This is a genomic window from Candidatus Cryosericum hinesii (assembly GCF_003570985.1).
Lineage (GTDB): Bacteria > Caldisericota > Caldisericia > Cryosericales > Cryosericaceae > Cryosericum > Cryosericum hinesii.
This window is the reverse complement of record NZ_QXIW01000031.1, coordinates 216,015-236,402: the sequence shown is the minus strand read 5'-3', so window position 1 is coordinate 236,402 and position 20,388 is coordinate 216,015. Positions and strand designations below refer to the sequence as shown.

Here is a 20,388-nt window from a genome sequence, read left to right as displayed (position 1 = left end):
TTAAGGATGAGCGGTTGCCCGGGAACGCCGCATATCGCGCAGTAACCGCAGGACAGCTTTCTCTTCCTCCACCGCCTGCTCCCCGGCGAAGTCGACGTCATAGATACGCCAGACAAGACCTTCAATGTCAGGAGACGGCGCAGCACGATGAACAAGCTCGAGAAGCGTCTCGCCGGGCAGTCGCCGTTCTCCGACAAGGTCCTCTAGCGCTGAAGCGAGCCGACCACGCCTGTCCTCTGCCCGACGGCGCAGGAACAGGAGTGCCAGGACGGCTGTAACCACAATACCGGAAAGGACACGCCAATCGCGCAGCAAGCGCGACGCCACCGTCCGGAAGGACTCGAATGCAGAGGTGATGGCACGGCCGCTACCTGTGAAAAACCGGCCGAGACTGTTGGCCGTCTGCACCTGCCTGGCCAGATCATACGTGACGACGTTCCGGTACCAGGCCATACGAACGTTGTCCAGGATATTCGTGATCAGCGACACCTGCTGGAAGGAACTGGGCGTCGGGTCGTAGCGGACCCAGGTGTCCCCGTCCAGGACTTCCACCCACGTGTGCGCGTCCTTGGCCCGCACAATGAGATACCCTGAGGCTTTGTTCCACTCTGTGGCCACAAAGCCTGACACCAGGCGGGCGCGGACGCCCTGGGAACGCAGCAGCAACACCATGGACGTGGCAAAGTGTTCGCAGTACCCGGAGCGCCGGTTGACGACGAAGTCCTCGATCGACGTTGCTGTCGGGTTCAGTGAGTACTCATAGTTGGCAAGGAGATAGTCGCGGGTCGTCTGCGCCTTGTCTCTGACCGTCAGGCCCCGCACGACACGTGCGGCAACGTCCCTGAAAGCCTGCGAAAGCTCCGGGACCTGAAGGTATCTATCCAGCAGCACCGGCCGGCCGGCCACGAGACTGTCGACAGGGACCGTGTCCTGATCGAGTGACGAGACGTCATACCGGATGGTCTTGTAGTAGGGCGCATCCGTGAACAGATTGCTCTCCGCGTCGCGGCGGAGGTACTGGAACTGCCCTCGCAGACCAGTAATGTGTTCCAGCCCAAAGACGACATCCGTCCCGGTCGGCTCGAGGTATACGGTCGTCTGCGTATCGGGCTGCTGGTCGCTTACTATGAACGAATCGATCCCGGAGGACGCATACAGGGACTCGGGGTGACCGGCCGCGACCAGCCACTGCTTGCCACTAAAGGTCGTGTAGCGCATACCCGAGATATAGGCAGGCAGGGGCAACCGGGACCCACCCTTCCCGGGATCGACACGCATGACAACGGTATTGTCCTGCTGTACCTCCCCAGGACTGATCGTGATGTCCTTGGAGAAGCCTGTCGTCTGGGTCGCCAGTGCAGGACTGCCTTTGATATAGCCCAGTGTCCACCGCGGAAGGGCAAAGAATACGCCAAACGCAAATACAAACGACACGAGCGCAGACACGACGATGGCGCTATAGAATCCCCGGGTGATATGCGGGACCCTGCCTTCGAACTGCGCCATGATCAGCAGGACAGTCGCGATCAGAAACTCAGCAAGCAGCAGAAGCCCGAACGCCACCGAAATGGACCCGGCGGCGGACAGGACAGTCACGAAGACAGCGATGAGCACCAGCCCCTGATAGTCGCGCGTATTGTCCGTCAGGACGAATCGGCACGCCATTGCTGCCAGCATCGCCTGCGCCAGGAGGGCGAAGAGCTGGGTCCCCAGGACCATGAGGACGAGAAACCAGACAAGGGGAAGTGCTTCGAGAACACGCCGTCCCCAGCGCCCATGAACGTGTCCGGCCAAGGGCAGGGCTATGAGGAATGCGACAGCATACAGAGCATACCATGGCTCGACGACGGACAGAAACCCGCACGCCGTGAGGCCGAGCAGAAACCCCAGCACGCGCCGGATGTCCAGCGAGTTCCTCATGGGGCACCGTTCACGAAGCTGATGTCTTCGTGCGTGAAGCTGTGCAGAGGTCCAGGATGGGGTGGGTCCTCGGTGAGTTCCGCCAGGGCCAGCAGTTCCATTGCCTGCTGCCACGCCCTGCGGTCACGTCCGTCCAGAAACGATCCGGGAAGCGCAAGCGCGATGGCCTCTCCCGATTCAAAAGCCGATGTCAGGCCACTTGCGATCTTGGAGACCCCCAGTTCGAACACTTGGCTGTCAGGCCACGCGCCCTTTGCCGTGTCGAGGTAGAACACGGTCTCCTGCTGGTACCTGGCTTCCTGTTCCACAACGTAAGGGTCGCCCCTCCGCGCCGACACCTTCCAGTCGATGTGGCGGGAATCGTCCCCCGCATGGTACCTGCGTAGAGAAAAGAAATCGCCATCGCCGCCTGCCCTCGCCCTCTCGAGACGGTGCTCACCCTGTTCGTCTTGTCGCTGCAGAAGGACAGGGTGGACCTGTGGGTATACGATCAGTTCGCCGCCGACAGCTACGTCTCTGCTCATCTCGACGATACCAAAGGGGAACGCCGACGCGATGCCCGCCCGCAATCCCTTCACACGGCCACGCGTGGGCAGGGTAAGCGTGAGCGGAAGTTCCACTGCAGAACGAGCGCCCACAAAGGGGACACTCAGCGATACAGTGTCTCCACCCGCCCGGACACTGACGCGCGCGAAGAACAACGGGAACGAACCGGTATTGCGAACCCGGACGGCCAACGACGCCGGACGGCCTGCGTAGACCTCGTCGACCGTGTCGAGCGAGATCTCGAGACGGCGAAGGTTGGCGACCGACAACAGTCCCGAGAAGATAAGTGCAGAAAGGAGTGCACTGAAGACGAGATAGAGAAGGTTGTTGCCCGAGTTGACGGCGACCGCCCCAATGCCGATGATGGCAAGGAAAAACAACAGGCCGCTGCGCGTCAGCCGTTCAGCCCGGTGGTACTTCCTGAAACGCACCTCGACCAGACTCATGGTGCTCCGGCTGCCGGAGACCCTCGTCACGCAGGCGCCGGCACCTGCTCAAAGATGCGGTCGATATCGGCACGCGATGCCCCTTTTCGGCTGCCGCGACGCAGGATGCGGTGAGACGCCACATAGGGAGCCATCCTCTTGACGTCGTCAGGGACGACGAACGCGCGACCCTGAAGCAGCGCCCATGCGCGAACTGCCTTGAGCAGATCGATCGCGCCCCGAGGGCTGACGCCCACCTCGAACAGCGTTTCGGAACGGGTCGCGCGCGCAAACGCGAGGACATAGTCCAGCATCGCCGGCGTCACCGTCACCTGGTCGACCGCAGTCTGTGCGTCCAGTACCTGCTGGACCGAGGCTACCGGCTGCAGATTGATGGAATGCTGTCGTACGGGGCGTTCGGTCAGGATCCTGCGTTCCGCCTCGACGTCCGGGTATCCAATGCCCATGCACAGCTGGAAGCGGTCCAGTTCGCTCTCGGGAAGAGGATACGTCCCCGCATACTCGATGGGATTCTGCGTGGCGATGACGAAGAACGGGTCCGGCAACTCCCATGTCGTCCCGTCGATGGTGATGCGTCGATCGTTCATAGCCTCGAGAAGAGCGGACTGGGTCTTGGGACTGGCTCTGTTGATCTCGTCGGCCATGACGACATTCGCGAAGATCGGGCCGCGCCGAAACCGGAACTCCCCGGTAGCAGCCTCATAGATGTTGACGCCGAGGATATCGGCGGGAAGGAGGTCGGACGTAAACTGGATGCGGCTGTAGGAAGCGCCGATGGATTGCCCCAGCGCCTGTGCAAGTGTCGACTTTCCGACGCCCGGCACGTCCTGCAAGAGCAGGTGTCCACCTGCAATCATGGGAATCAGGGCCAGCAGGACCTGCTCATGCTTGCCCCGCACCACGGTCTCGACGCTGGCCGCTATCGCGGTCACCGTATCCATCGCTGCCTGCAGTCTGTCTGTTTTCTCGCTCACATCCACTCCTCTCTTGCTTAGGTTATACAACAATTGAGAAAGAACTGCAAACCTGTGAACAGCCACGCCGTCCTGTCGGAGCAGCCGGGAGGTGTCAGTCTTCATGGAAGTTTTAGCGCCATCAAACCTTGCAGATTGTGATAAAGCCTATCACACGGCCTTGCTTGCATCGGATGTCGCACTACATATGATTGTGCACGGTCATGGAAGGGAAGGCTGCGGCTTTCCCTCACCACCCAACCTTCCTCGGAGAGCGGACAGCTTCGGCTGCCTGCTCTCCAGTTTTCCCGCGCGCACCCTCAGCTCCCGGCGTCTTCGCAGTAACAGGTTTGATGCCTCCCGTCTTTTTGGAATATACTGTAGCGAAATCATACGCCAGGAAAACCAAGGGGTCCGCATGAACACGATCCGCAAAAGAGAAGAACTGGGGCACAACGTCGTCAGATGTGTCGTCGACGCGCCACTCGTCGCAACACACAGAAAACCCGGGCAATTTGTCATCATCCGCGTGACGGACCACGGTGAGCGGATCCCGCTGACGATTGCCGACGCAAACCCCGAGATGGGGACCATTTCCTTGATCGTCCAGTCCGTCGGCAAGACCACGCGCGAGATGGCCATGCTCAAGCCTGGGAATGCCATCCACGACATCGTGGGACCCCTGGGTCGACCGACACATATCCAGCGGTTCGGGACCGTGCTATGCGTGGGCGGTGGCATCGGAATAGCCCCGCTCTACCCTATCGCGAAGGGCATGAAGGAAGCTCGCAACCGTGTCATCACGGTCCTCGGAGCCAGGACCCACGACCTGCTCATTCTCGAAGACGACATGCGCAATGTCAGCGACGAACTCATCGTCACGACCGACGACGGGTCATACGGCACCAAGGGACTCGTGACCGACGCGATCCGCTCTCTGGTGAGCGACGGAAACCACATTGACCAGGCTGTCGTCATCGGTCCCCCTCTCATGATGAAGTTCACGTCTCTTCTCACTAAGGAACTCGGTATCCCCACGATGGCCTCCCTGAACCCCATCATGATCGACGGGACCGGCATGTGCGGCGGATGCCGCGTCACCGTGGGCGGCGAGATCAAGTTCGCCTGCGTGGACGGCCCCGAGTTCGATGCGCACGAGGTAGACTGGGACAGCATGATCCGTCGTCTCGGGACCTACCGCACAGCGGAGCAGGTTGCTGCTGACCGCTATGACCACGAGTGCCGCGTCGGCCTGGACGCCGGGGAGTCACGATGAACGCTGCCACTCGGTTCAAGCTGCCACCCGTCGTCATGCCCGAGCAGGACCCTGCCGAACGCGTCCACAACGTCCGTGAGGTGCCACTGGGGTTCACACCCGAGATGGCGTTGCAGGAAGCGCAGCGCTGCCTTCAGTGCACCAACCAGCCCTGCGTCGAAGGATGCCCCGTCGGCGTGCGCATTCCCGAGTTCATCCAGGCCATCGAGTCCGGCGACTATCTCGCCGGGATAGGAATCATCAAGCAGACCAATCTGCTGCCGGCGGTCTGCGGGCGTGTGTGCCCCCAGGAAGAACAGTGCCAGAAGAACTGCACGGTAGGCAAGGCACACCGGGACGTCGGGCAGGCTGTACAAATCGGCAAGCTGGAACGATTCCTGGCCGACTGGGAACGGGAGAACCACGCAGCAGTCATCCCCCAGATTTCACCTTCGACCGGCAAGCGAGTGGCCGTCATCGGCAGTGGTCCCGCAGGACTCACCGTGGCCGGCGACCTCATCAAGCTGGGGCACGCCGTCACCGTGTTCGAAGCGCTGCACATGCCGGGAGGCGTCCTGGGATATGGCATCCCCGAGTTCCGTCTGCCAAAGGAGATCGTCTACCAGGAGGTTGCCTACCTGACCAGGCTCGGCGTCGATTTCCAGTACAACATGGTCATCGGCAAATCTCTCACGGTCGACGAAGTGCGCAAGGACTACGACGTCATTTTCATCGGGAGTGGCGCCGGGCTTCCCAATTTCCTGCACATCCCGGGCGAGAACCTGCTTGGCGTGTATTCCGCCAACGAGTACCTGACACGCACCAACCTCATGCACGCCTACGACGAGAACTCTGACACTCCCATCCTGCGTGGTAAGTCTGTGGCGGTCCTCGGCGGCGGCAATGTCGCCATGGACTCGGCCCGGACGGCGCTGCGGCTGGGAGCCCTCAGGGTCATGGTCATCTATCGACGCTCGGAGGAGGAAATGCCCGCTCGCAAAGAAGAATATCACCATGCAATCCAGGAGGGAGTCGAGTTCCATTTTCTCCAGAACCCTGTGGAGATCCTCGGCAATGGTGAGGGATGGGTCACCGGCCTGACTGTGCAGCAGATGCAGCTCGGGGAACCGGACGCTTCTGGTCGCAGGCGCCCCCTGCCCATAGCCGGCCAGACCAGCAATGTCCCTGCGGACGTTGTCGTCGTAGCTATCGGCAACGACCCCAATCCACTGATCCCCGCCGCCCTCCCGGGTCTGCAAGTGAACAAGCACGGGGGCATCATCACCGACGAAGACACCATGGAGACGTCGGTTCCGGGAGTCTTCGCGGGTGGCGACATCGTGCTGGGCGCTGCGACAGTCATCCTGGCCATGGGCCAGGGCCGCAAGGCTGCACGTGCCATCCACGCATGGCTCATGAGAACCACCGAGACGGCCAGACGCTAGACCAGGCTTACGTATGGACAAACTGCGAAGATTCATGAAAGAGAACTGGTGGAGATACCTGATGAACATCGTTCTCGCCGGCGGTGTCTACTGGTCCTCGACCTGGTACACCATGACCAACCATACGACCGCGAACGTGCACGTCTTGCAAACGGCCTTCGATCGGTGGGTCCCGGTCATCCCCCAATTCATCGTCCCGTACAACTGGCTGGAACCCGTCCTCTACTTCTGTCTCCTGTTCTTCTTCGTCTTCCATCCGAAGATCTTCACGGCATTCGGCGTCGCCTTCATCGCCATCCAGGCTATCAGCAACGGCGTCTACATCGTATTTCAGACGTACGTACCCCGCCCGACCAACCTGGTCGCCGGTAGCAGCAGGTACGTCGACGCACTGCTAGCCGTTTATCTCCACGACAACCCTTACAACTGCTTCCCATCGCTGCACTGTGGCCTGTCTGCTCTTGCCGCAAGCTTCTGGTGGGTCAAGAGGCGCTACCGTCCCGTCGCCTGGCTGATGACGATTTTTGCCGTGGTCACGGTCGTGGCGACTCAGGTCCTCAAGCAGCATGTTATCGCGGACACCGTCGGCAGCCTGCTCGCCATTGCGCTGTACCTTCTGGCCTATCACATCTTCAACCTGAAGACGGAACACTGAGTCTCCGCTGGTCAGACGATCTATAATAGTACCACCTGCATTCCTCTGTCTTGCATTCCTGCCTGTCTCGCAGAGAATGAATGGAGAGGATTTTCTCCAGGAGGTGCCACATGGCAGATGACGCATTGTTCGACAGCAAGGCCGACACTTATGACAACTGGTACATGACACCCTTGGGTGCCTACGAGGATGAGCTCGAAAACGCACTGGTCTTCAAGCATGTGGGTGTCGTGCGAGGCAAGACCGTCCTGGACGTCGGATGTGGCACCGGACTGTACAGTATCCGGTTGTCCGAAAGTGGCGCCGACGTTACTGCCGTCGATATCTCCTCGAAGATGATCGAGATAGCACGCCGCAAGGCCAAAGACCGCGGTCAGTACATCTGGTATGACCAAGCCGACATGGCCAAACTCCCCTACGAAAACAGGACCTTCGATATGGTCGTGTCGATTACCGCGCTCGAGTTTGCCGCGGACCCGCTGCCGGTTCTCATGGAAATGGCCCGGGTACTACGACCAGGTGGCAAGCTGGTCATCGGCGTCCTCAACAACGATTCTCCATGGGCCGACGCTCGCCGCGAACACGCCAAACGCGAGGAGTCCATCTACGGGACAGCCCATTTTTTCTCGTCGTCCGACCTGCGCTTGCTGTTCCACCGGACGGGTACCTTTGGCGCCCTGACGATGGAAAGCTGCATCTATACGTTTCCTGACGTGGACGAGTTTCAGGACAGCACCGCCTCGCGGCAGGAGTTCTTCGGTCGCATGTTCAGGCCGCTGACCGGTGCATTCCTGGTCGCCACCGCGCGTAAGCGCTAGGGTCTCGGGGAGAAACTGATGCTTGTCCGTGACTACATGACACACGACCTTGTGACAGTCGAGCCCGAATCACGGTTGTCCGACGCTCTCAAAACTATGCGCACGCACAACATTCACCGTCTTCCTGTCATCGAAGACAATCTGCTGATCGGCATCGTCTCCGAGAAGGACCTGCTGTATGCGCTGCCCTCTGCGGACCGACCCATCAGCTGGGTGGAGGCCAGCGCCCAGGCCGCTGCCCTGCCTGTGCGTCAGATCATGCAGCAGGACCTGGTCACGGTCGGTCCTGACTGTCCCGTCGAGTTGGCTGCTGCGACCATGGCTGACCACAAGATCGGCGCATTGCCCGTCGTGAGCCCTCCAGAGTCGCGTACGCTTGTGGGGATCATCACCGAGACGGACATCTTCAGGTTGTTCATCGAGATGCTCGGTTCACGTGCACCAGGAGTCCGCGCATCTCTTGAGATAGACAACCGCAAGGGTGCTCTCGCGTCGCTGTTCAACCGTATCGTGGAAGCGGGCGGGGGTGTCACGACCGTGTCGTCGTTCCCTGCAACATCGCCACATCGTCTCCGGATCATCCTCAAGGTGGCAGATGTAAACCAGGACACAATGCGCCGTCTCCTCAAGTCCGAGGAGACGGTGATCGACCTGCGCGAAATCCAGGGATCTCGCTCGACCAGCTCCTCATCGCCGGTTGGCGCATAGGCAGGTAGTCAGGGCGCAGTATTCCTCTCGACTTCGGCCGTGCGCCCTGTCTCGCGGGAAACAATGGTTGTGGTCGTGCCGCCGCAGGCGACCTTCTAACTAAGCGTTTGCAGGAACTCGTTCACGGCCCATGTGTCGTTGGCAGGGTCCATCTTATGCTCCCCGGATAAGAGGCATGACCTCCCTGTCAAACATCTCGGAAGCATTTTCGACGGTGATCCCGTGGACGATCGTGTCATCGACCTTGACCGGGACCGCCTCGGCACACATCCCAAGGCAGAAGGAGCCCTTCAGCTCGACGATATCCTCCAACTGGTGCTCTTGGATTTTCCTGCGGAACACGTCGACGATCGACTGTGCAGACTTCAGATGACAAGCGCTTCCCATGCAGATGTACAGTGACTTCACAACTGTTCCTCCTTTTCGATGCGTACCGGCACGCCCTTGTAGGCCGGCGTGTGTGCGACCGGGTCAGTATCGTTGGGCACAAGAACGTTCAGTGCCGTATCCTCGTAGTGGTTGGGGATAAACACGAACCCCCTCGGCACGCCGGTGCCGATTCGTGCTGGCGCAATCAGCGTACCCTGCCTCGAGGTTACCCTCACCACATCGCCTGATACTGCGCCGATCTGGGACGCATCGTCGCGGTTGAGCTCGACGTAGCCGGCCGGAGCGATGCGGTTCAGCTGGTCGATGCGCCGGGACATGGTGCCGGTGTTGTACTGCGCCATGAGGCGCCCAGTGATGAGGGTGAACGGAAATTCCGCCGTCAATCTGCTGGTCAGGTCAACTGTCTCCAGCGCCGACAGACGGGCCTTTCCGGACGGGGTCGCAAATCGTTCCGCATACAAGATCTCGGTCTCATCTCCTCCCTCCCCGACCGGCCACTGCAGGCCGAAGCCGGGCGTGTTGAGCAGGGGATACGTGATGCCGGCGTACGCGGGGACAACCCGGCGGATCTCCTCGAAGATGTCCTCGGGCTTGCGGTAATACCAGTCCGCTCCAAGTGCGTCTGCTATGTCAATAAGGATGCGCCAGTCTCGGTTTGCAGCCTCGGGGCTCTCCACCACCTTGCGGACGCGCTGAACCCGCCGCTCTGTATTGGTGAAGGTACCGTCCTTCTCGGCCCACAGCGACGCCGGCAGGACGAGATCGGCATACCGGGCAGTCTCCGTCATGAAGATGTCCTGCACGACCACAAAGTCCATGGCCTCCAGCCCGCGGACGACAGCAGCGCCGTCCGCCTCTGACAGCACCGGGTTCTCGCCGATGATGTAGGCTGCCTTCACGGTCCCCGCCTGTGCCGCCTCCCATACCTGCGTCGCGAACAGCCCGGGCCGCTGGGGCAGCGGTGCGTGCCATTCCTGTTCAACGATCGTGCGAACGGACGTGTCAGACATGGACCCACCGGGCAGTCCGTCTGGAACGGCCCCCATGTCGACGGTGCCCTGGACGTTGTTCTGGCCACGCGCGGGGTTCACACCCGTACCGGGACGCCCGATGTTACCGGTCACGACGGCCAGCTGGCACAGCGCGGCGATCGTCGCTGTACTCCCTACATGCTGGGTCAGGCCCATGCCAAACAGGATGGAGCTGGCGGGCGACGTCCCATACGCGAGAGCAGCCTCCCGGATGAGCGCGGCGGGGACACCCGTCAGCGACGACGTCAGCTCGAGTGTATAGAGCTCCACCGACTTCGCCAGCTCTTCAAACCCTTCAGTACGGCGCTCAATGAACTTGCGGTCCAGCAGGCCCGTCTGGATGACATAGTTGATCATGCCGGCGAGAAGCGCGATGTCGGTGCCGGGTATGGGCTGCAGGTGCAAGTTTGCGACCTTGGCTGTCTGTGTGATGCGCGGATCAACCACGATCAGCTTCGCCCCCGCCTTCCGGGCGGCAATGACGTGCTGGAACAGCATCGGGTGCGTCTCAAATGGGTTATAGCCCCAGACGAGGACACAACCTGCCTCCTCGAGATCGTCCATGCTGTTTGTCGAGGCGCCTCCGCCGAAGACCCGCGTCAGCGCATATCCTGAGGGTGCATGGCACATGCGTGTACAATTGTCGACGTTGTTGGTCCCGATGACCACTCGTGCAAATTTCTGCGCCAGATACGACTCCTCGTTGGTGCACCGTGCCGATGCAAACACGTAAATGCTGTCGGGGTCCCGTTCACGCAGCGGGCCGAGGTGCTCGCGCATCATACCAAGGGCGTCGTCCCACGATATCTGTTTCCACGTATCCCCATCGCGCCGCATGGGATACTTCAAGCGGTCTGGCCTGTTGACGAGAGCATAGCTGAACCGGCCTTTCGGGCAGAGCATGCCACGGTTCACCGGGTGCTCAGGCCAGCCTTCGGCACCGGCGATACGCCCATGGTCGATGACCAGGTACATGCCACATCCAACCCCGCAGAACGGGCAGATGGTCTGGACAACGTTTGTACTCATCGAGGCAGGGTCTTCCTCAGTTCACGCTGATGCTCGATGACCAGGTCATACGGCAACGTGATGGGACAGTGCTCACTGCACAGGCCACACTCGGCGCATTCATCGTACAGGTCGAGGACAAATGCGGCCAGCCATTCGGCTGGAGATTTCACCCCCTCCAGCAGGTGCTGGACATATTCATCGGTCCGGAGAGGACAGGCCTTCATGCACTCGCCACAGAGCGGACACGCGTTGATCTGCTCACCCGTCTCCACCAGGTCGGTCTCGAACTGCCGGCGCCGATATCGCCATGACGCGTCCGTCTTGAGGTCCAGCAGGTGCTTGCGCATGGCGCGGGCATCGTCGGGAACCGGCTCGACCACCAGGGCCCGGTCGCGCACCATTGCGTCGACAAGCTCGGCCGCCTCCGCCGTGTTCACCGTCACGTACGTCCTGCCCCGGTCACTTCCAGTCCCCCAGTACCCGCAGGAAAAATGCGAGGTGACGGGCTCGGGCGTCACACAGCGCTCGCAGGCCGGACGCACGGTCTTCCGCTCCGGAAACTCGTGGACCTGCTCCTCGCCCCGGAATGAGACGGAGTATCCCCCCTCACCATGGATGACGCGCTCGACGTCCAGCAGCGACTTTCCGAGACGCTTCACCTCCTTGCCGAGGTCGTTCGCGCTGAAGAGGCCGCCGCATACGAGTCCGATGCGGAACAGCTGCACGGGCAGTTCATCTTTGTGAATGAGGACGTCCAGCAGCTTCTCCTCGCAGGGCATGACCGGCAGGGCCACGCGCCCACTGCCGGCGTACTTGCGCAATGTCTGGACGATGTTGAGGGGCGCGGTGACAACCGTACCCGCAAGCTCAGATATTTCCCGAGGGTCATCGATGAACCGGGTATGCGTCAAGTTGCGTTCCCGATCATGCTCTACACCCAGCACCGCGTCCACCCGCTTTGTCGACAGCAGATACCACATGGCTGTCGTCACGAACGCCCCGTTCGTGGCACGAGTCAGCAGTTCCTCATGGGTACTGCGCGCGTACAGATGATCACCAATTGTTGTCATTGTTGCCACCTCGGTTCCATCACACCATATTCCACGCCGGCTGCCACGCGACGGGCCACAGACACCTCGCACCATGTGAATTCTATCATAACTGCGGTGTCCCGACAACGAGAGACCATGACGTGACCATCGCTGTGAACAAATGCGGACGGTACGCAGTCCAATTATTGTGGGCAAGGAGACCAGGTGCCCTCCTGGTGTCCTTGCCCCCTTTTCATGTTCCCGCGAAGGCGCCGACCCGTTTGTTGGCGCAATCCGGATATAATAACCTGTATGTTGGAGTAATCAGCCGGCAACGAGGAGAGTGTTGGATGAGAAGACTTATGACGATCATGGCCTTCGCAGGAGGCTTGCTGGGACTGGGCAACTACGTCTGGGACGGATGGGCCATGGCATCCGGCGGGCGCAATCTCTATGTTCCCAGCAATATCGTGTCGGTGTTGCTCCTGGTGATCGCCGGTTCAGTGGCCGCGACCATGCTGCTGCGCGACCACGGCCAAATGATTGAAGAAGAACGCAAGGAGTACCGGGCAACACTCGCCCTTTCCATAGCCGCACTGGTTATCCTGAGTTCCTGGATTCTGTTCCGAGCCCTCAAAGTCGCCTGACGCTTATTCGATCGTGTTCCTGAGGACACCGATACCCTCGATCCGGCATTCGACGACATCACCGCTTTTGAGCCATCTAAACGGACGGAAGCCCATGCCGACACCCGCCGGCGTCCCTGTGCTGATGATATCGCCCGGCATCAGGGTCAGACCTTTGCTGAAATCACTGACAATCTCCGTGATGTCAAAGATGAGGTCCGACGTAGCTGCCTTCTGCCGCAACTCACCATTGACACTGCACTCGATGTCCAGAGCCGGCGGATACGCGATCTCGTCTGCGGTGATAATGACGGGGCCCATTGCGCACGCACCGTCCAGACTTTTCCCCTTGAACCACTGATCGTGGCTCTTCTGCAGGTCCCGTGCCGAGATGTCGTTAAGGACGGAGTAGCCGAAGATATACTCGGGCACACTCGCTGGGTCGATGTCGTGGCCAGCCCTTCCGATGATGACGGCAAGCTCGGCCTCGTAGTCCAGCATACTCGTGACATCCGCGTGGACGGGAACGGACTCGGTTGAGCCGCGCACATGGTCGATCATCTTGGAGAAGTAGACAGGAGCAGTTGGAATGCCTGATGTGAGACCGCCAAGGACCGCAGCTTCCTCCACGTGATCTCGGTAGTTCTTGCCCAGGCAGATGATGTTGCGTCGTGGATGCGGGATGGGAGCGACGAGCCCGACATCTGCCACGGGCAAGCCCGTGTCCGGTGAGACCGATACCGCCTGCAATTGGGGACCCAGATCCCTCCACTGTTCGATGATCTCGATCATCGTCGCGGGAGCATCGACACCCAGCAGTTGACTGAGCGGCAGGATCCTGGTATGGTCCTGCACAACGAGTCCCACTTCCTCACGACCAAGGTACGAGAATGTTGCTAGATGCATGACTCACCTCCTCCTGTCAAAGAGACTCCACTAGTTCGGCGATCTTGGCCGCCGCCTTCAACCCATGTCCAGTAAACGCTGTGACGATCGTCTCGCCCGACGCTGCGGTGCGGGCATACCTGCGTGCGCCCGCGATAACCGCTGCGGACGTCGGCTCGATGAACCAGCCGTCTCGACAGCAATCCCGAAGACTTGCGACGATCTCGTGTTCGGAAACTGCCACGAACGATCCATCGGTGGCACGCACTGCGGCCAGCACCTGCGAACCACGCGCGGGGGTCGCAATGGCGATGCCCTCGGCAGCCGTATGACTCGCATGGATCTCGACGGGTTCATCCAGGCCCTCTGCGAACGCGCCGGCAAGAGGCGCGCATGCCGCAGCCTGTACAGCGATGATGCGCGGCATATGACTCACGATTCCCGCCCGTGCCAGCTCCGTGAACCCCAGATACGCTCCCAGCAGCAAGGTGCCGTTGCCTGCGGGCAGGACCAGGATATCGGGGACCGTCCAGCCGAGCTGTTCGGCGACCTCATACGCAAACGTCTTGGTCCCCTGCAGAAACCACGGGCTGTACACATGGCTGGCGTACACACACGTCACAGCCACCTCGAGCGCCGCGCGCGCCGTGTCTTCACGCGTTCCGGGGACACGGTGCAGCGTCGCCCCATATGCCTCGATCTGCGCCGTCTTGGCCGGGGACGTGTCCATAGGGACATAGATGTCGCAGGCAATACCCGCGCGAGCAGCATAAGCAGCCACCGCACACCCTGCGTTCCCTGAGGAGTCTTCGACGACACGCTTCACGCCGAGCTCGCGCAGATGGGTCATGAGCACTGCCGCGCCCCGGTCCTTGTAGGAACCGGTGGGGAACAACTGCTCCTGCTTGACGAGAAGCTGCCGGCCCTCGAACGTCACCGGAAGGAGGGGCGTCCAGCCCTCTCCCATCGTCACAACGTCATCACCGACAGGCAGTGCCTCGCGGTAGCGCCACTGGTCGTACGGTCGGCCAGCCGTCATCCCGGGTCGGAAGGACGGCTCGAACCACAGGTCCAGCATGCCTCCACACTCGCAGCGCAGGCGTCTCCCATCATCATCGTAGTCCCGGCCGCACCGGACGCAGCACAGGGAATGACTCACCGTCCCTCCGGCAGCACGTCGAAATCGGTACCGGCATCCCCGGCGAGGACATCTACCATGGCGGTGCCGAATCGTACGGCAAAGGTCTCCAGCGCCGCCTGCGAGGCTGCAAAACCGGCAGAACCCAGCTCCCGCTGCAGTACTGCACTCATGGTGGAATAGAGGTGTGCCGTGTGGTAACTCCATGGGAGAATGCGCGTCTCCTGAGCACGCTGTGCCTCTTCGTGGACCAGGATGCCCTCGAACGCACCCTGATAGACGAACTGGCACAACCGGCTTCCATTCGTCCTCGTCCCCTTCACATCGATGATCAGGTCGGCGTTGAACCCACGCACAACAGCCTTGTCGATCTCCTGGCAGTAGTACTTGCCGTAGTCAGTGAGTCCTTCCTGCTGCCACGTCGTGGCCCAGCAGCAGCGACGCACCTGAGTTCGGAGGTCTCCTCGCCAGGGCAGGCCTGTCTGCTGCATCTCGCCCACAGGAACCTCCCATTCGCGATATGAGAGATAGCTCGCCATTGAGAGAGGCTGTCCATCCTGCTGTGCCCGCAACGCCATGCGATGGCCGCACTGTTCGCCATACAGTCGAACGGCCGCGCGTATGACAGGCGCGGCCTCCTCCTCGCCAATATGCACGATCGCCTCCCGGGCGATCCACGCGAACAGCAGCGCATGGTGTTCGGCAGTAAAGGCTTCTCTGGTCTTCGCGTCGTGCACTCGTACCTCCCGGAGTCCTCCGAAAATGGACTCCTGCGTCTGAAGTGTATCGGGACAACCCCTTCAGGCAAGCCCGGGCTTGCATATTTTCGCGTCTATTCTGCTATCATGTCTGCATGAGAAAACAGGCTTCGTTCATCGCGAACCGTGCCCATCAGTGGCTGGAGAACCCATGGCCGTTTGCGGTGCTTGTCGGTACAGCGCTGATCTATGTCGCCTTCCTTGCTTCGGGTCTCGCGGAGGAGATACTCGACAATGAGAGCATCGTCCGCGTAGACGGCTGGCTCGTGCACTGGTTGGCCGCGCACCGTACGCCGTTCGGCATAGGTTTCTTCGATGCAGTCTCGTTTGTGGGCAACTGGGAAGTGGCAACTCTAGTGGTGGTTGCCGCAGTCATCTTCCTGTGGAACCGCAGACGACGGACAGCCCTGACGATTGCACTGGTATGCGCCGGATCAGAACTGGTCGTCTACTTTGGCAAGGCTGGTTTCGGACGCCCGCGTCCACCGGCAATTCTCTCTGTCGTGACAGAGTTGGATGGCAGCTTCCCTTCAGGCCACGCGAACATCTCAGTCGCCCTTTACGCGCTGGGCTTCTACCTGCTGTTCCGCGCCACGCGCTCATCGCGCCTCAGGAAACTCTGGCTTGCCCTGGCATTTCTCTTCCCGCTGCTGATCGGGTTCAGTCGCCTGTACCTCGGCGCGCACTACCTGTCGGACGTCCTCGCAGGATGGGGTGTCGGGCTGTGGTGGTCCATTCTTGTTCTGGGTATACCCGGCTTTGTCCGTCGGCGGAGAGGCATGAAACGTCAGGCAGCAGACTTGAGGTCACGCCCGAAGACCGCGAAGTAGATTGTGCCGGCCGCCCCGAAGGCCGCAGCGGTGAAGAAGTTCACTCCCGGTCCCCTGTTCCACAACCAGGCGGCGCCAAATGCGGCGACCGAGACGACAGGCTGCGAATGGCACCGGTAATGCCACGGCGCGGCACGCGCTCCTGATTCATCTTGTCGACAGGAGTCATGCCGCGCCGTTCAATTATTCTTACTCGCTACTTAGGGCCGTACGAATGCAGTGTGTCCGGCGTAGGAAGCCTGGTTACCCAGTTCCTCCTCGATGCGCATGAGCTGGTTGTACTTCTCGACACGTTCGCCACGGCAGGGTGCGCCCGTCTTCAGGTGACCGGTGCCCATACCGACGGTGAGGTCGGCAATGAAGCTGTCGACCGTCTCGCCGCTGCGGTGAGACACCATCGCGCCCCATCCGGCCTTGCGCGCCATCGTAATAGCCGCAATGGTCTCGGTCAATGTGCCGATCTGGTTCAGCTTGATGAGGACGGCGTTGGCCGCATTCTCGTCGATGCCGCGCTGAATGCGTTCGACATTCGTGACAAACAGGTCGTCGCCAACGAGCTCGATCTTCTGCCCGATGGTCTGGTTCAACAGCTTCCAGCCGTCCCAGTCGTCTTCGGCCAGGCCGTCCTCGAGGACGACGAGGGGATACTTCTCCACCCAGTCGGCATACATGGTGACCATTTCAGCGGAGGTCGCTTTGCGGCCCTCGGTACGCAGGTTGTACAAACCGTCTTCATAGAAACCGCTGGAGGCTGGGTCGAGAGCAATGGCGATCTGCTCGCCCGGCTTGTACCCAGCTTTCTCGATGGCCTGGATGATCAGCTCAATGGCTTCGGCGTTGCGCTTGAGCGCCGGAGCAAATCCACCCTCGTCACCGACGCCGGTGGTGTAGCCGGCAGCCTTGAGAACGCCCTGGAGCGTATGATACGTTTCGCTCGCCCAGCGTACAGCTTCCCGGAACGTGGGTGCGCCCACCGGGGCAATCATGAATTCCTGCAAGTCGGTTCCCTGCCAGTTGGCGTGGACGCCGCCGTTCATGATGTTGAACATGGGGACGGGCAGCACTGTCGCCGTCACGCCGCCGATGTACCGATACAATGGAAGGTCACAGGCCAGCGCTGCAACCCGTGCGGTTGCCAGGCTGACGCCCAGGATGGCGTTGGCGCCCAGTTTTGTCTTGTGGGGCGTACCGTCCAGCTCGATCATTGCATGGTCGATACCAGCCTGATCAGTCGCATCTTTGCCGATGACAGCAGACGCGATCTCTTTGTTCACATGCTCTACGGCCTTCAGGACGCCCTTCCCGCCATAGCGGGCCTTGTCGCCGTCACGCAGTTCCAGTGCTTCGTGAATCCCTGTCGACGCTCCAGATGGAACGCCCGCTCGTGCCATGATGCCGGATGCGAGGGTGACTTCCACTTCGACCGTCGGGTTGCCGCGTGAATCAAGGATCTCTCGTGCATGGACACTCTTGATAGCTGTTGTCATTGTTGTTCCTCCTCGTACAGGATTGTGGACACCACAGTATTGTTCAGCCAATCAGTGTTTCCAGTGTGAGTGATGTGTGAGTTTACGTGTTCTCGCGGGCGACCTTGAGCCGGAAGAACGCGTACAAGGCATCATAGACGGCGAATTGAACCTCCAGGTTGTCGGTGTCGTCCGGATACATCAGCGAGAATCCCTGCGCTAGCGCTTCGAGCCCCCTGGCGTACGGGTTCGTGTCCAGCTGATCCGTGTCCGCGGCGTTGACGACGTCGGCAAGCTGCAACAATGCCTTTTCTGTGAGATGATACTTCTCCATGATGGAGACAAAGCTACAGTGACCGTCTTGATGACCCAACTCGGCGCCTTCAATGTCGAACGGTATCGCAACCTCGTTCTTGGCAAACTGATCCACGATGTCGGGCGCCACAAACACGAACTCCGCGTTATTGTCGACGAACCGGCTGATCAGCCATGGACACGCGACCCTGTCCACATGCACGTGCGCGCGCGTTACCCACTTCATATGAGCCTCCCCGATGACGAACTTCCTTCAGATAGTACAGTTTGCCCGGAACGGTCAATCGGTCAACTGGTCGGTTCCTTGTCTTCCATCGGTGCGCAAGCCCTCGCTTGCCACCAGCGCAATCGACACTGCTGTCAGGACGAGTGCCACCGCCATCGACCACGTGAACGGACTGCGGAAGATGACCAGCGACAACAGGGCTCCGGCCAGAGGACCAACGGCAAAGAAAGCTCCCGTGCGGGCTGCGCCCATGACCTTGAGTGAAAGGATGAACAGCACCAGAGAGACCCCATACGAGATGCAGCCAACGCCGAGACCGGCCAGGAGGCTGCCCAGTGCAGGCAGACTGCCTCTGATCGCCCACGAGAGTCCCAAAGAGAAGAGCCCCGCCGCCAGTCCCTTGATACTGACCAAAATAAGCGGATCGCAGCGGGATAGCCGCGCGGACACGTTGTTGTCAACGCCCCATCCAATGGCAGCACCCACGATCAGCAGCGGTCCGATCATACTGGACCTCCCTCCCGTGGTGACCCCGGTGAGCAGGACACCAGTCATCGTCATCAGCACGACCGCCTCCCAGACCAGCGGCGAAACACGCTCCTTGAAGAACATCCACGCGATAAGCGCTGTAGTAACGCCCTCGAGGTTCAGGAGCAGCGACGCCGTGAACCCCGACGCCGCGCGCACGCCGAACATCAGGAGCACCGGAGCCATGATCCCGCCGACGATGATCATCGTGAGCACATACGGCACGTCCAGGCGTCGGAGTGGTTCGCTGTGCAGTCCACGTGTCACCCCGAGCAGACGGCCGACAGACACGGCCGCAAATGCACCGAGATAGAGGACACCCGCGAGTGCAATCGGATCCATGCCGGCGACGATGAGTTTCGACAACGGGGCACTGAGTCCGAACAGGACTCCTGCTCCCAGCGCAAGCGGGATGCCTCGGCGGACGTTCATCGCTCCGCTGTCTCCCACGCCAGTGAACGCCGCTCGTCGTCACGTCCGACGACAACAATGGCTGCCGCCGTCAGCACGAGCGCAGCAACGACAACCCAGGTGACAGGCGTTTTAAACAGCACGAGCGACAGCAGGGCACCAGCCAGCGGCCCGATGCCTGCGAAAGCGGCTGTCCGTGCTGCGCCCATGGTCCGCAGGGACACGAAGTAGAGCAGCAGGCCTGCTCCGTTGGACACGGATCCCAACAGTATTCCCAGCAGGAGATCGCGCACCGGGAGCAGGCCACCCATGCGGACAGCGGCCACCAGCGTGAGTATCAATGCTGCAGGCAGGCACTCGAAGAGCGTGATCAACAACGGATCACGTGACGACAGCGTCGTCACGACATTTGTTTCGATCCCCCATGCGACGCAGGAGCCGAGAATGAGCATTGCTCCGGCAACAGGCGCTGATCCTGCACCTCCCGTGCCGGTGACCAGGATCCCCATGACCGTCATGCACAGAACAGCAAGCCAGATCGATGGAGACACACGCTCGCCGAAAAATGCCAGTGCGATAAGCGCCGTTGCGACCGCCTCCATGTTCAGCATGAGCGAAGCAGCAAATCCGCTGGAAATACGGATCCCATACATGAGGAGGACAGGTGCCGCGATCGTCCCGGTCAGCACTGCGACAGTGAGACGTGGAACATCCCGGTGCGTGACGGGCACATACCGCCTTCGGTTGCCGAATCCCAGCAGCAGCGCCAGTGCGGCGATAAGCGTCGGACCGGTAAACAACGCTCCTGCAAGGGCTACGGGGTCCATCCGGGAGACCAGCAGCTTTGAAAGAGGAGCTCCTGCTCCCAGCAGCGTACCGGCGCACAATGCCAGTGGAATTCCACGCCGTACGTCAGGTTGTCGCATCATGTCCAGGTCTCCACCAAAGACACCGCGATTTCAGAGGAGAGCCGGCGCCTTTCGTCCAGTATATGCA

General features: G+C 60.8%; 20 protein-coding genes. 7 read left to right on the top strand and 13 right to left on the bottom strand.

Annotation, left to right across the window (positions count from 1 at the left end; all coding sequences use genetic code 11):
- The 3 genes from SMC3_RS07660 to SMC3_RS07650 are packed head-to-tail and all read right to left on the bottom strand — an operon-like array spanning position 1 to position 3,886.
- Positions 1-1,920 carry a transglutaminaseTgpA domain-containing protein gene (locus tag SMC3_RS07660; protein ID WP_119087965.1) on the bottom strand — a complete coding sequence of 640 codons (1,920 nt, stop codon included), beginning with the start codon at positions 1,918-1,920 and terminating at the stop codon, positions 1-3.
- Positions 1,917-2,912, bottom strand: a complete 996-nt coding sequence (locus tag SMC3_RS07655; RefSeq protein WP_119087964.1) for a DUF58 domain-containing protein — start codon at positions 2,910-2,912, stop codon at positions 1,917-1,919. The genes SMC3_RS07660 and SMC3_RS07655 overlap by 4 nt, the downstream gene beginning before the upstream one ends.
- A gap of 26 nt (positions 2,913-2,938) precedes the next feature.
- Positions 2,939-3,886 (bottom strand): AAA family ATPase, encoded by a 948-nt coding sequence (locus SMC3_RS07650; protein WP_207799717.1) that lies wholly within the window; start codon positions 3,884-3,886, stop codon positions 2,939-2,941.
- A 397-nt stretch (positions 3,887-4,283) separates the two neighbouring features.
- On the opposite strand from SMC3_RS07650, the gene SMC3_RS07645 reads away from it, so the two are divergent.
- The 5 genes from SMC3_RS07645 to SMC3_RS07625 all read left to right on the top strand — a co-directional run bounded on the left by SMC3_RS07645 (position 4,284) and on the right by SMC3_RS07625 (position 8,746).
- Complete coding sequence (locus tag SMC3_RS07645) at positions 4,284-5,141, top strand: sulfide/dihydroorotate dehydrogenase-like FAD/NAD-binding protein (RefSeq protein ID WP_119087963.1); 858 nt, start codon at positions 4,284-4,286, stop codon at positions 5,139-5,141.
- Positions 5,138-6,565, top strand: a complete 1,428-nt coding sequence (gltA, locus tag SMC3_RS07640; protein WP_119087962.1) for an NADPH-dependent glutamate synthase — start codon at positions 5,138-5,140, stop codon at positions 6,563-6,565. The genes SMC3_RS07645 and gltA overlap by 4 nt, the downstream gene beginning before the upstream one ends.
- Positions 6,566-6,626: 61 nt before the next feature.
- Entirely contained in the window at positions 6,627-7,220 is a 594-nt protein-coding gene (locus SMC3_RS07635) for a phosphatase PAP2 family protein (protein ID WP_165848318.1), read from the top strand.
- 110 nt (positions 7,221-7,330) lie between these two features.
- Positions 7,331-8,038 carry a class I SAM-dependent methyltransferase gene (locus tag SMC3_RS07630; RefSeq protein WP_165846675.1) on the top strand — a complete coding sequence of 236 codons (708 nt, stop codon included), beginning with the start codon at positions 7,331-7,333 and terminating at the stop codon, positions 8,036-8,038.
- Between the two features lie 18 nt (positions 8,039-8,056).
- Entirely contained in the window at positions 8,057-8,746 is a 690-nt protein-coding gene (locus SMC3_RS07625) for a CBS domain-containing protein (RefSeq protein ID WP_119087959.1), read from the top strand.
- A 153-nt stretch (positions 8,747-8,899) separates the two neighbouring features.
- Here SMC3_RS07625 and SMC3_RS07620 read toward each other — a convergent pair whose 3' ends face one another.
- The 3 genes from SMC3_RS07620 to SMC3_RS07610 are packed head-to-tail and all read right to left on the bottom strand — an operon-like array spanning position 8,900 to position 12,248.
- Positions 8,900-9,154 (bottom strand): (2Fe-2S) ferredoxin domain-containing protein, encoded by a 255-nt coding sequence (locus SMC3_RS07620; RefSeq protein ID WP_119087958.1) that lies wholly within the window; start codon positions 9,152-9,154, stop codon positions 8,900-8,902.
- Positions 9,151-11,196, bottom strand: a complete 2,046-nt coding sequence (fdhF, locus tag SMC3_RS07615) for a formate dehydrogenase subunit alpha (RefSeq protein ID WP_119087957.1) — start codon at positions 11,194-11,196, stop codon at positions 9,151-9,153. The genes SMC3_RS07620 and fdhF overlap by 4 nt, the downstream gene beginning before the upstream one ends.
- Entirely contained in the window at positions 11,193-12,248 is a 1,056-nt protein-coding gene (locus SMC3_RS07610; RefSeq protein WP_165846674.1) for a Coenzyme F420 hydrogenase/dehydrogenase, beta subunit C-terminal domain, read from the bottom strand. Before SMC3_RS07610 ends, fdhF begins: the two co-directional genes overlap by 4 nt.
- Before the next feature lie 311 nt (positions 12,249-12,559).
- On the opposite strand from SMC3_RS07610, the gene SMC3_RS07605 reads away from it, so the two are divergent.
- Positions 12,560-12,856, top strand: coding sequence for a hypothetical protein (locus SMC3_RS07605; protein ID WP_119087955.1), 297 nt, complete (start codon positions 12,560-12,562; stop codon positions 12,854-12,856).
- A 3-nt stretch (positions 12,857-12,859) separates the two neighbouring features.
- On the opposite strand, the gene SMC3_RS07600 is transcribed toward SMC3_RS07605, so the two are convergent.
- From SMC3_RS07600 to SMC3_RS07590, 3 genes are all read right to left on the bottom strand, one after another.
- Positions 12,860-13,741: a fumarylacetoacetate hydrolase family protein gene (locus SMC3_RS07600; protein WP_119087954.1), complete on the bottom strand. Its 882-nt coding sequence runs from the start codon at positions 13,739-13,741 to the stop codon at positions 12,860-12,862.
- A gap of 16 nt (positions 13,742-13,757) precedes the next feature.
- Positions 13,758-14,798 (bottom strand): threonine synthase, encoded by a 1,041-nt coding sequence (locus tag SMC3_RS07595; protein WP_119087953.1) that lies wholly within the window; start codon positions 14,796-14,798, stop codon positions 13,758-13,760.
- A gap of 77 nt (positions 14,799-14,875) precedes the next feature.
- Complete coding sequence (locus SMC3_RS07590) at positions 14,876-15,595, bottom strand: L-2-amino-thiazoline-4-carboxylic acid hydrolase (protein ID WP_165846673.1); 720 nt, start codon at positions 15,593-15,595, stop codon at positions 14,876-14,878.
- 116 nt (positions 15,596-15,711) lie between these two features.
- Here SMC3_RS07590 and SMC3_RS07585 point away from each other — a divergent pair, with 116 nt between their 5' ends.
- A complete protein-coding gene (locus SMC3_RS07585; RefSeq protein ID WP_119087951.1) occupies positions 15,712-16,446 on the top strand; it encodes a phosphatase PAP2 family protein in 735 nt (244 codons plus the stop codon).
- A gap of 200 nt (positions 16,447-16,646) precedes the next feature.
- On the opposite strand, the gene eno is transcribed toward SMC3_RS07585, so the two are convergent.
- The 4 genes from eno to SMC3_RS07565 form a co-directional block, all read right to left on the bottom strand.
- On the bottom strand, positions 16,647-17,933 hold the full coding sequence (eno, locus tag SMC3_RS07580; RefSeq protein WP_119087950.1) for a phosphopyruvate hydratase: 1,287 nt from the start codon (positions 17,931-17,933) through the stop codon (positions 16,647-16,649).
- An 82-nt stretch (positions 17,934-18,015) separates the two neighbouring features.
- Complete coding sequence (locus tag SMC3_RS07575) at positions 18,016-18,453, bottom strand: chromate resistance protein ChrB domain-containing protein (protein ID WP_119087949.1); 438 nt, start codon at positions 18,451-18,453, stop codon at positions 18,016-18,018.
- A gap of 54 nt (positions 18,454-18,507) precedes the next feature.
- Entirely contained in the window at positions 18,508-19,413 is a 906-nt protein-coding gene (locus SMC3_RS07570; protein ID WP_119087948.1) for a DMT family transporter, read from the bottom strand.
- A complete protein-coding gene (locus SMC3_RS07565) occupies positions 19,410-20,321 on the bottom strand; it encodes a DMT family transporter (RefSeq protein WP_119087947.1) in 912 nt (303 codons plus the stop codon). The genes SMC3_RS07570 and SMC3_RS07565 overlap by 4 nt, the downstream gene beginning before the upstream one ends.
- Between the last annotated feature and the right edge of the window lie 67 nt (positions 20,322-20,388).

Bases quoted from the DNA above. Each gene is read 5' to 3' on its own strand.
- SMC3_RS07660 (WP_119087965.1), bottom strand. From the start codon at position 1,920: ATGAGGAACTCGCTGGACATCCGGCGCGTGCTGGGGTTTCTGCTCGGC.
- SMC3_RS07655 (WP_119087964.1), bottom strand. From the start codon at position 2,912: ATGAGTCTGGTCGAGGTGCGTTTCAGGAAGTACCACCGGGCTGAACGG.
- SMC3_RS07645 (WP_119087963.1), top strand. From the start codon at position 4,284: ATGAACACGATCCGCAAAAGAGAAGAACTGGGGCACAACGTCGTCAGA.
- gltA (WP_119087962.1), top strand. From the start codon at position 5,138: ATGAACGCTGCCACTCGGTTCAAGCTGCCACCCGTCGTCATGCCCGAG.
- SMC3_RS07635 (WP_165848318.1), top strand. From the start codon at position 6,627: ATGAACATCGTTCTCGCCGGCGGTGTCTACTGGTCCTCGACCTGGTAC.
- SMC3_RS07630 (WP_165846675.1), top strand. From the start codon at position 7,331: ATGGCAGATGACGCATTGTTCGACAGCAAGGCCGACACTTATGACAAC.
- SMC3_RS07625 (WP_119087959.1), top strand. From the start codon at position 8,057: ATGCTTGTCCGTGACTACATGACACACGACCTTGTGACAGTCGAGCCC.
- fdhF (WP_119087957.1), bottom strand. From the start codon at position 11,196: ATGAGTACAAACGTTGTCCAGACCATCTGCCCGTTCTGCGGGGTTGGA.
- SMC3_RS07610 (WP_165846674.1), bottom strand. From the start codon at position 12,248: ATGACAACAATTGGTGATCATCTGTACGCGCGCAGTACCCATGAGGAA.
- SMC3_RS07605 (WP_119087955.1), top strand. From the start codon at position 12,560: ATGAGAAGACTTATGACGATCATGGCCTTCGCAGGAGGCTTGCTGGGA.
- SMC3_RS07600 (WP_119087954.1), bottom strand. From the start codon at position 13,741: ATGCATCTAGCAACATTCTCGTACCTTGGTCGTGAGGAAGTGGGACTC.
- SMC3_RS07595 (WP_119087953.1), bottom strand. From the start codon at position 14,798: ATGCTGGACCTGTGGTTCGAGCCGTCCTTCCGACCCGGGATGACGGCT.
- SMC3_RS07585 (WP_119087951.1), top strand. From the start codon at position 15,712: ATGAGAAAACAGGCTTCGTTCATCGCGAACCGTGCCCATCAGTGGCTG.
- eno (WP_119087950.1), bottom strand. From the start codon at position 17,933: ATGACAACAGCTATCAAGAGTGTCCATGCACGAGAGATCCTTGATTCA.
- SMC3_RS07575 (WP_119087949.1), bottom strand. From the start codon at position 18,453: ATGAAGTGGGTAACGCGCGCGCACGTGCATGTGGACAGGGTCGCGTGT.
- SMC3_RS07570 (WP_119087948.1), bottom strand. From the start codon at position 19,413: ATGAACGTCCGCCGAGGCATCCCGCTTGCGCTGGGAGCAGGAGTCCTG.
- SMC3_RS07565 (WP_119087947.1), bottom strand. From the start codon at position 20,321: ATGATGCGACAACCTGACGTACGGCGTGGAATTCCACTGGCATTGTGC.